General features: G+C 67.6%; 8 protein-coding genes. 6 read left to right on the forward strand and 2 right to left on the reverse strand.

Annotated elements, in window-relative coordinates:
• On the forward strand, positions 1 to 1,697 hold a 1,697-nt coding region (locus AC27KI_RS15325; RefSeq protein WP_487114576.1), incomplete at its 5' end, for a putative bifunctional diguanylate cyclase/phosphodiesterase.
• A 37-nt stretch (positions 1,698 to 1,734) separates the two neighbouring features.
• On the opposite strand, the gene AC27KI_RS15330 is transcribed toward AC27KI_RS15325, so the two are convergent.
• Both AC27KI_RS15330 and AC27KI_RS15335 read right to left on the reverse strand, forming a co-directional pair.
• Entirely contained in the window at positions 1,735 to 2,790 is a 1,056-nt protein-coding gene (locus tag AC27KI_RS15330) for a hypothetical protein (protein ID WP_487114578.1), read from the reverse strand.
• Positions 2,791 to 3,000: 210 nt separating this feature from the next.
• Positions 3,001 to 3,666, reverse strand: coding sequence for a c-type cytochrome (locus AC27KI_RS15335; protein ID WP_284427035.1), 666 nt, complete (start codon positions 3,664 to 3,666; stop codon positions 3,001 to 3,003).
• Positions 3,667 to 3,770: 104 nt separating this feature from the next.
• On the opposite strand from AC27KI_RS15335, the gene AC27KI_RS15340 reads away from it, so the two are divergent.
• The 5 genes from AC27KI_RS15340 to AC27KI_RS15360 all read left to right on the forward strand — a co-directional run.
• Positions 3,771 to 4,625 (forward strand): AAA family ATPase, encoded by an 855-nt coding sequence (locus tag AC27KI_RS15340; RefSeq protein WP_284393300.1) that lies wholly within the window; start codon positions 3,771 to 3,773, stop codon positions 4,623 to 4,625.
• 10 nt (positions 4,626 to 4,635) lie between these two features.
• A complete protein-coding gene (locus tag AC27KI_RS15345) occupies positions 4,636 to 4,866 on the forward strand; it encodes a hypothetical protein (protein WP_284393299.1) in 231 nt (76 codons plus the stop codon).
• A gap of 8 nt (positions 4,867 to 4,874) precedes the next feature.
• Entirely contained in the window at positions 4,875 to 5,477 is a 603-nt protein-coding gene (locus tag AC27KI_RS15350; protein ID WP_487114580.1) for a GNAT family N-acetyltransferase, read from the forward strand.
• Positions 5,478 to 5,505: 28 nt separating this feature from the next.
• Positions 5,506 to 6,693 (forward strand): vWA domain-containing protein, encoded by a 1,188-nt coding sequence (locus AC27KI_RS15355; protein ID WP_284429383.1) that lies wholly within the window; start codon positions 5,506 to 5,508, stop codon positions 6,691 to 6,693.
• Positions 6,694 to 6,791: 98 nt separating this feature from the next.
• Positions 6,792 to 8,607 (forward strand): autotransporter assembly complex protein TamA (locus AC27KI_RS15360; protein ID WP_487114582.1); only part of this gene is annotated, 1,816 nt, incomplete at its 3' end.

Consider the following 8,607-nt stretch of genomic DNA (forward strand, 5'->3'; position numbering starts at 1 on the left):
CCGCGCGCCGATCCGCGCGCCGCGCCGCCCTGCCCCACGCCCGCTCCGATGCGGGCATCGACTTTCAGTTCGCGCACAACGGCGAGCGCTACTTCGCCCGCGTGACCCCGTTCACGCAGCAGCCCGGCATCGACTGGCGCATCGTCGTGCTGCTCCCAGAGTCCGACCTGCTGGGCGACACGCGCGTCATCAGCCGCCGTTCCATTCTGGCGGCGAGCGGCATCGCCCTGCTCGGGCTGCTGCTGGGGCTGTGGGCGGTGCAGCGCGTGGCGCGCCCCATCCTGCTCACGGCCGACGCCGCCAACCGCCTGTCGCGCGGCGACTGGGAACCGGGTCTGCTGCCGCACACCAGCGCGCTGCGCGAGACCACGACGCTCATCCAGGCCTTCAACCAGATGGCCGACCGGCTGCGCCAGTCCTTCCAGCAGATGCGCGAGCAATTGCTGAGCGACCCCCTCACCCGCCTGCTCACCCGGCGCGGCCTGCTGGAGAAAGCCGACTGGAAATCCCCGCGCTGGGCCGTGCTGAGCCTGGTGGGGCTGGATGCGTTTCGCGCCATCAACGACAGCGTGGGCTTCGGCACCGGCGACCGGCTGATGCAGGCCATCGCGGAGCGCATGCGCCAGCACCTGCCAGCCACCGTGCTGATGGCGCGTCTGGGCGGCGACGAATTCGCGCTGCTGCACCTGGACGGGCACGCGGTGGCGGAAGACACCATCGGCAAGGCCGTGCTGGGCCTGTTCTCCACCCCGTTTTCCGTGGGGGCGGACGAGGTCATGCTCAATGCCTCGGTGGGCGTGGTCGCGGGCTCGCTGGCGGGCGAGCATCTGGCGGAATGGCTGCGCAACGGCAGCATCGCGCTGGGCGAGGCCAAGCGGCGCGGCCGCAACCAGTGCGTGGTGTTCGAGCCCTGCATGGTCGAACAGTCGATGGAGCGCACGCGGCTCGCCATCGAACTGCGCCAGGCGCTGGAAAAAGGCCAGTTCCTCGTGCACTACCAGCCCGTGATCGACCTGGCCAGCGGGCGCGTCACAGGGGCGGAAGCCCTGGTGCGCTGGAACAGCCCCACGCGCGGGCTGGTGCCGCCCGGCACGTTCATTCCCATCGCCGAGGAATCCGACCTCATCCTGGCCCTGGGCGACTGGGTGCTGCGCGCGGCCACGCAGGCCATCGCGGACCAGTTGCCCCGTCTGCCGGAGGGATTCGACATCCATGTGAACGTGTCCGCGCGCCAGCTCATCCAGTCGGACTTTCCCGCCACGCTGCAGCAGGTGCTGCGCGACAGCAGACTTCCGCCGGACCACCTCACGCTGGAGCTGACCGAATCGGTGCTGATCGAAGACGACGGCGTGACGCAGGCGCGCCTGGCTGCCATCCGCGCGCTGGGCGTGAAGATCGCCATCGACGATTTCGGCACGGGGTATTCCTCGCTGGCCTACCTGAGCCGGCTGCCGTTCGACTGCCTGAAGATCGACCAGCGGTTCGTGCGCAACCTGCTGCACTCGCCCCAGGACGCGGCCATCGTGACCGCCGTGCTCCACATCGCCAAGGGGTTCGGCGTGGCCGTGGTGGCCGAGGGCGTGGAAACCGAGGGCGAGGCCCGCCAATTGCGCGCCATGGGCTGCGCCCAGGCCCAGGGCTACCACTTCGGCCGGCCGGCACCGCTGGAACTCATCGACCTGTCCCCGCGCGAATGAGAACCCCGCAGGGCCCCGGACGGGCCTGCAGCGGTGGCTATGCGTCCGTGCCGCCGAGGCGCGTCAGGGAAACGAGGCCAGCGCTGGACACCTGCAACTCGACCTGCGCGTTCGCAGGGCCGACCGGCGCGGCCATCGTCGCCCCGTCCTGGCCCAGCCGCGCCGACCGCAGGTCATTGGCGGCCAGCACCGCCATCGCCTGCTGAAGGGCCGTGTCGACGATCCGCGCGGCCGCCGCGCCGGTCTCACCCCGGTACTTGGTGCCCTCGACAATGCACCGAACGCCCTCGGACGGCCGGGAAAAGCCGATGCGCCTGCCCATTGCCAGCCAGCTGTGCACCGCCATCCGCACCTCCGCCGGCGCCGTCGGCACCGCACTCAGCACCGGACCATCGAGCGCGCCGAGAAGTGCCGGCAGCAAGGCGTACAGCGCCGCTTGCGCCACCTCGCTGCGTTGTGCCGCGGACGCCTGCGCAAGTTCGGGCAGATGGGCCGCCAGGTGCAAATAGACGCGGTAGTAGTCGGCGAACTCGCGGGGCGTGCGCGCCTGATCCACGCCGAATGTCGCGGCCTCCGACTGCAGCGGCTGCGAGGGCGCGGGCGCGGGCCCGCCAAAGGATCCGCCCGGCAATTCGCACAGCGCCACCCAGTCCATGAAATCGATGCACTGGAACGCCGGGGCCCCCGCCACGCCCAGCGAGGCCAGGAACGCCTGCGCATTGCGCAGGTCCGCGGCGGTGAGCAGCCGATGCTCTTGCAGGACGCGCTGGACCTGCGCGACCACTGCAGGGCTGGCATCGCCGGCTTCGGCAAGCGCCAGGGTGCGAAGGTCGCTCAATCCCAGCGTCATCAGCTTGACCGGGCTGACCGCCAGCCCCAAGCGGGGCAGCAGCGCCATGGGAGACCCGTGCAGGCCTTTCTGCGTGCCATCCAGCAGGGCGGTCTCATCGGGGAAGTGGTAATGGGCCCCGGGCGAAGCGATGGCCCAGTCCAGCCATTGCAGCCCGCCATCCACGAAAGCCAGGGCCAGCCGCCCCGACTCCGACAGGGCAGAGGAATTCTGTATTGGGCGATTGGCGACGGAAATGCTCATGCGTTGGCCTCATGGAGATGCGTTGATGGGATGAAACGAAAGACAGGGCACACCAAAATATAACGCCCCTCCACGCCGATCCGGACCTCCATCGGCCCTGCTGCGCACCCGCCCCATGGCATGGCCTGAGCCATCTTCCAGCCAAAGAAAAACCCGCCAGAAGGCGGGTTGGGATGGACAGCCGCGGGGCGAGCCCCCGGTGCGCGACGGTCAGCGAAAACGCGACTGAGGCACCACCTGCAGCTCGCCGTCGAGCGAACCGATGTAGCCCGCCAGCGCCTTCAGCTCGGCATTCGTGAACTGCTTGGCAATGCCCGCCATGATGGCGTTGGAGCGGCCCAGGTGCGCGTTGTTCGGGTCGGCCTTGTAGGCCTTGAGCGCCACGAACAGATAGTCCGCATGCTGGCCTGAAATCTTGGGATACGACGGATCGATGGGCTTGGCGAAGTTATCGCCGTGGCAGGACACGCACGCGCCCTTTTGCAGCAGCTGCGCCACCTGCACGCTCGGCTCGCGGGTGGGCTTGGCCGGCAGGTTGGCACCCTCGCGCACCTGGGCCGCGTAGTACGCGGACACATCGGCGATGTCCTGGTCGGTGAGCGAGTCGGCAATGCCGCGCATGGTCGGGTGCTTGCGGTCGCCCTTCTTGTAGGCGTTCAGGGCCGCAGCGATGTAGCGCTCGCCCTGCCCCGAAATCATGGGCACCTTGTGCACTTCGGGAAAGCTGGCCTGGTAGCCCGGAATGCCGTGGCAACCGATGCACATGGCGACCTTGCCCTGGCCCGCCTTGGCATCGCCCTTGGTCTCCTGGGCCTGCGAAACCGCGGTCACGCAAGCGACAGCCAGGGCAAATATCGTGGTCAACTTCTTGTTCATTTTGCGCGCACAATCTCGTGGAAGTTTGTCGGTGCTCGGGCAGAAAACGATTATAGCCAGCGCCTTTCCAGGCCTTTTATCAACGATTACCCTATTTACGGCCCATGAAATTCCAAGGCTCACAGAGTTACGTTGCCACCCAGGACCTGATGCTCGCAGTGAATGCGGCCATCACCTTGCAGCGCCCGCTGCTCGTCAAGGGCGAGCCCGGCACCGGCAAGACCATGCTGGCCGAAGAGGTCTCGCGCGAGCTGGGCATGCCGCTCCTGCAGTGGCACATCAAGTCCACCACCAAGGCGCAGCAGGGGCTGTACGAATACGACGCCGTGAGCCGCCTGCGCGACAGCCAGTTGGGCGATGCCGACAGCAGCGAGCGCGTGAAGGACATCCGCAACTACATCGTGCAGGGCGTGCTGTGGCAGGCCTTCACCGCGGACCAGCCCGTGGCGCTGCTGATCGACGAGATCGACAAGGCCGACATCGAATTCCCGAACGATCTGCTGCGCGAGATCGACCGCATGGAGTTCTACTGCTACGAGACGCGCGAACTCATCCGCGCCAAGCACCGGCCGCTGGTCTTCATCACGTCCAACAACGAAAAAGAGCTGCCCGACGCGTTCCTGCGCCGCTGCTTCTTCCACTACATCAAGTTCCCCGAAGCCGAGACGATGCGCAAGATCGTCGACGTGCACTTTCCCACGCTCAAGGCCGAACTGCTCGCCGTGGCGATGAAGACCTTCTACGACGTGCGCGGCCTGCCGGGCCTGAAGAAGAAGCCGTCCACCAGCGAACTCATCGACTGGCTCAAGCTGCTCGTGGCCGAAGACATTCCGCTCGAAGCCCTGCAAAGCGCCGACCACAAGGTCGCCGTGCCGCCGCTGGTGGGTGCCCTTCTCAAGAACGAACAGGACGTGGGCCTTTTCGAAAAGCTGGTCTTCATGAACCAGCGCAACCGATGAAGAGCCCGCGATGAGCAGCGCACGCCGCCTGCTGATGGAGGGCCTGTCCGACGCCGTGGGCTTCGTGGGCGGCGCGCTCGCGGGCTACTGGATCGGCCACCTGCTGGGCTTTGACATCTTCACCTCGGGCTACGGCCCGTCCAGCCTGGCGGGCATCGCCCTCGTGGGCCTGGGCGGCGGCTTCGGCCTGCAAGCGGCACGGCGCTGGCGCGCCAGCCGCGCACCCAGCGACAAGGAGTGATTCTTTCCATGGCTTTCGTCGAACCCGTCACCCTGCGCGATCGCGGCATCCGCCTGGAGCCCCTCGCGCTGTCGCATGAAGAGGGCCTGCGCGCCGCGGCCACCGATGGCGCGCTGTGGACGCTGCGCATCACCTCCGTCCCCGAGCCGCAGGACGTGCGCGCCTACATCGAGACCGCCCTGGCCGGCCGCGAGCAAGGCCACCGTTTCGCCTTCGCCGTGGTGCAGGAAGACACCGGCAAAGTGCTGGGCACCAGCAGCTACCACGACATCGTGCCGGCCGTGAAGCGGGTGGAGATCGGCTTCACCTGGTATGCCAAGAGCGTGCAGCGCACGCACGTCAACACCACGTGCAAGCTGCTGCTGCTGAGCCACGCCTTCGACACGCTGGGCTGCCACGTGGTGGGCTGGCGCACCGACAACTACAACTTCGCCTCGCAGCGCGCCATCGAGCGCCTGGGTGCAAAAAAAGACGGCGTGCTGCGCGGCCACGCGCTGCGCCGCGACGGCACCATCCGCGACACGGTGATGTACAGCATGCGCTCGGGTGAATGGCCGGAAGCCAAAGCCCAGTTGCTATACCTTTTGCAGCAGCATGCCCTAGTGGAATAAGCGCCACAGGGCTAAAAGGCTTCAACCCATGCTGATCGACTTCTTCTACACCCTGCGCGCCGGCCAGTTGCCGGTCTCGGTGAAGGAATACCTCACCCTGCTGGAGGCTTTGCAGGCCGGCGTGGTAGGCCCGAACTCCGAGGACGCCTGGAGCCTGGACGACTTCTACCACCTAGCGCGCACCGTGCTCGTGAAGGACGAGAAGCACTTCGACAAGTTCGATCGGGCCTTCGGCGCCTACTTCCAGGGCGTGGAGATGGTGGCCGACTTCCGCAAGGACATCCCCGCCGACTGGCTGCGCAAGATCCTGGAGCGCGAACTCACGCCCGAGCAGAAGGCCGCCATCGAGAAGATGGGCTGGGACGAGCTGATGGAGACGCTCAAGAAGCGCCTGGAAGAGCAGAAGGAACGCCACGAAGGCGGCAACAAGTGGATCGGCACGGGCGGCACCAGCCCGTTCGGCCACGGCGGCTACAACCCGCAGGGCGTGCGCATTGGCGGCGCGGGCAAGAACAAGAGCGCCGTGAAGGTGTGGGACCAGCGCGCCTACAAGGACTACGACGACACGCAGGAACTGGGCACGCGCAACATCAAGGTGGCGCTGCGGCGGCTGCGCAAGTTCGCTCGCGAAGGGCACGAGATGGAGCTGGATCTGCCGGACACCATCCGCAGCACGGCGGCGAACGCGGGCTACCTGGACATCAAGATGGTCCCCGAGCGCCACAACAACGTGAAGGTGCTGCTGCTCATGGACGTGGGCGGCACCATGGACGAGCACGTGCAGCGCGTGGAAGAGCTCTTTTCCGCGGTGAAGACGGAGTTCAAGCACCTGGAGTTCTATTACTTCCACAACTGCGTGTACGACTTCATGTGGAAGAACAACCGCCGCCGCTTCGCCGAGAAGTTTCCGACCTGGGACATCATCCGCAAGTACAACAAGGACTACAAGCTCATCTTCGTGGGCGATGCCACCATGAGCCCCTACGAGATCCTGCAGCCCGGCGGCAGCGTGGAATACGACAACGAAGAGGCCGGCGCCGAGTGGCTGCAGCGTTTGATCCATGCCTTTCCCCGGTTCGCCTGGATCAACCCCGAGCCCCAGGGCGTGTGGCAGTACCGGCAGAGCATCGGCATCATCCAGCAGATCGTGGGCCAGCGCATGTATCCGCTGTCGCTCAAGGGCCTGGAAGAAACCATGCGGCTGCTGTCCAAGTGACCGCCTGACCGCCGGGACCACCCAGCGCGCGCCGCTGTCTGACAGCGGCGGTGCGTTTTTCAGGCCATAGTGCCCCCAATTGCCGTTGCGCACACCGGATGCGACGGCCTGGCAGCACCCCCTTCCAGCCCCACCAAGCCCTCTTTTACGTGTCCCTCCCCGCAACGCATTCTTCGAGACGATTTCCGACGCCGGCCTTGTGGCCGGCGTTGCTGCTTTCGAGCCTGGTGGCCCTGCAGGGCTGCAGCCTGCTGCCGGGCGCCAAGGAAGGCACGGTGGACAACAACACCATCCAGTCCGATGCCGGTGCCGGCACCGGGCCCGATGCGTTCTCGCTCGAAGTGCGCGCACCCGATGCCGTGCGCGAATACCTCACGCAGCACATGGAGCTGCAGCGCTTTCGCCAGCTGCCCGACCTGCAGTCGAGCGAGATCACCCGCCTGCTGGGCGCGGCCGAGTCCAACGCGCGAGAGTTGCTCGGCACCCTGGGCTATTTCAGCCCCACGCTCACCATCACGATGCAGGAGACGCCCGGCAGCGCCGGCGCGCCGCGCACCATCACCGTGGAGGTGGAGCCCGGCCCGCAGACCCGCGTGGCCCGCGCCGACATCGATTTCACCGGCACCGAGGCCGATTCGCCCCAGTTCGCCAACCGACGCGCGCGCGTGCAGCGCAGCTGGTCGCTCGCGCCCGGCCAGCCCTTCACGCAGGACGCCTGGGACGGCGCCAAATCCCAGGGCCTGCGCCAATTGCAGGCCACCCGCTATCCCACCGCCAGCATCGCCAAAAGCCGCGCGGAAATCGACGCCGACCGCAACGAAGCCCAGCTGGGCGTGACCTACGACCCCGGACCGCCCTACCGCTTCGGCGCGCTGCGCGTGCAGGGCGGCGAGCGCTACAGCGCCGACGGTGCGCGCCGCATTGCCCGCCTGCCCACGGGCGCCGACTACAGCGAAGCCCAGTTGCTCGATGCGCAGATGCGGCTGGCCAGCAGCGGCTACTACGACGCCGTGTTCCTCTCGCTGGAAACCGACGGCACCGACCCGCAGGCCGCGCCCGTGGTGGCCCAGGTGCGCGAGGCACCCCTGCAGAAGGTGGTGTTCGGCGTGGGCCTGTCGACCGACAGCGGCCCGCGGCTGAGCGTGGACCACATCCACAACCAGTTGCCCGGCATCGGCTGGCGCGCCGTCAGCAAGGTCTCGGTGGACCGCAAGAACAAGCTGCTGTCCACCGACTGGACCGACCTGCCCGGCGAGGACGGCTGGCGCTGGTTCACCGGCGCGCAGGTGCAGCGCGAGACCACGGGCGACTACGAGGTCAACAGCAGCCGCCTGCGGGGCGGCCGCAGCAAGAGCACCGACCACATTGACCGCAGCTATTTCCTGCAGCACGACACCGCCAAGAGCCAGGGCACGGACGCGCCGCCCTCCAGCGCGGCCATCAGCGCCAACTACGGCTGGACGGGCCGCTACTTCAACAACACCACCAATCCCACGCGGGGCTTCGGCCTGGCCGCGGAGCTGGGCGTGGGCACCACGCTGCGGCCCGAGCGCGACCCGTTCGTGCGGGCCTACCTGCGGTGGCAGTCGTTCTACCCCATGGGCCGCGTGGACATGGGCGAAGGCGTCACCCGCACCAGCCGGCTGGCCCTGCGCGCCGAAGGCGGTGCAGTGCTCGCGCGCCGCGCGGCCGAGATCCCGGTGACCACGCTGTTCCTGACCGGGGGCGACACCACGGTGCGCGGCTACGGCTACCGCGAGATCGGGGCGCGCACCTCCAACGGCCAGCTGTATGGCGGCCGCTACCTGACCGTGGCCAGCGCCGAATGGCAGCGGCCCATCGAGTTCCGCGGCAACCGCACCGATTTCGAAACCGCCATGTTCATCGATGCCGGCGCCGTGGCCGACCGCGCGG

The sequence above is a fragment of the Acidovorax sp. KPB24-03 genome, assembly GCF_057546605.1.

What these genes read in the sequence shown, in the direction of transcription:
- AC27KI_RS15330 (WP_487114578.1), bottom strand. Translation starts at nt 2,790, where the DNA reads ATGAGCATTTCCGTCGCCAATCGCCCAATACAGAATTCCTCTGCCCTG.
- AC27KI_RS15335 (WP_284427035.1), bottom strand. Translation starts at nt 3,666, where the DNA reads ATGAACAAGAAGTTGACCACGATATTTGCCCTGGCTGTCGCTTGCGTG.
- AC27KI_RS15340 (WP_284393300.1), top strand. Translation starts at nt 3,771, where the DNA reads ATGAAATTCCAAGGCTCACAGAGTTACGTTGCCACCCAGGACCTGATG.
- AC27KI_RS15345 (WP_284393299.1), top strand. Translation starts at nt 4,636, where the DNA reads ATGAGCAGCGCACGCCGCCTGCTGATGGAGGGCCTGTCCGACGCCGTG.
- AC27KI_RS15350 (WP_487114580.1), top strand. Translation starts at nt 4,875, where the DNA reads ATGGCTTTCGTCGAACCCGTCACCCTGCGCGATCGCGGCATCCGCCTG.
- AC27KI_RS15355 (WP_284429383.1), top strand. Translation starts at nt 5,506, where the DNA reads ATGCTGATCGACTTCTTCTACACCCTGCGCGCCGGCCAGTTGCCGGTC.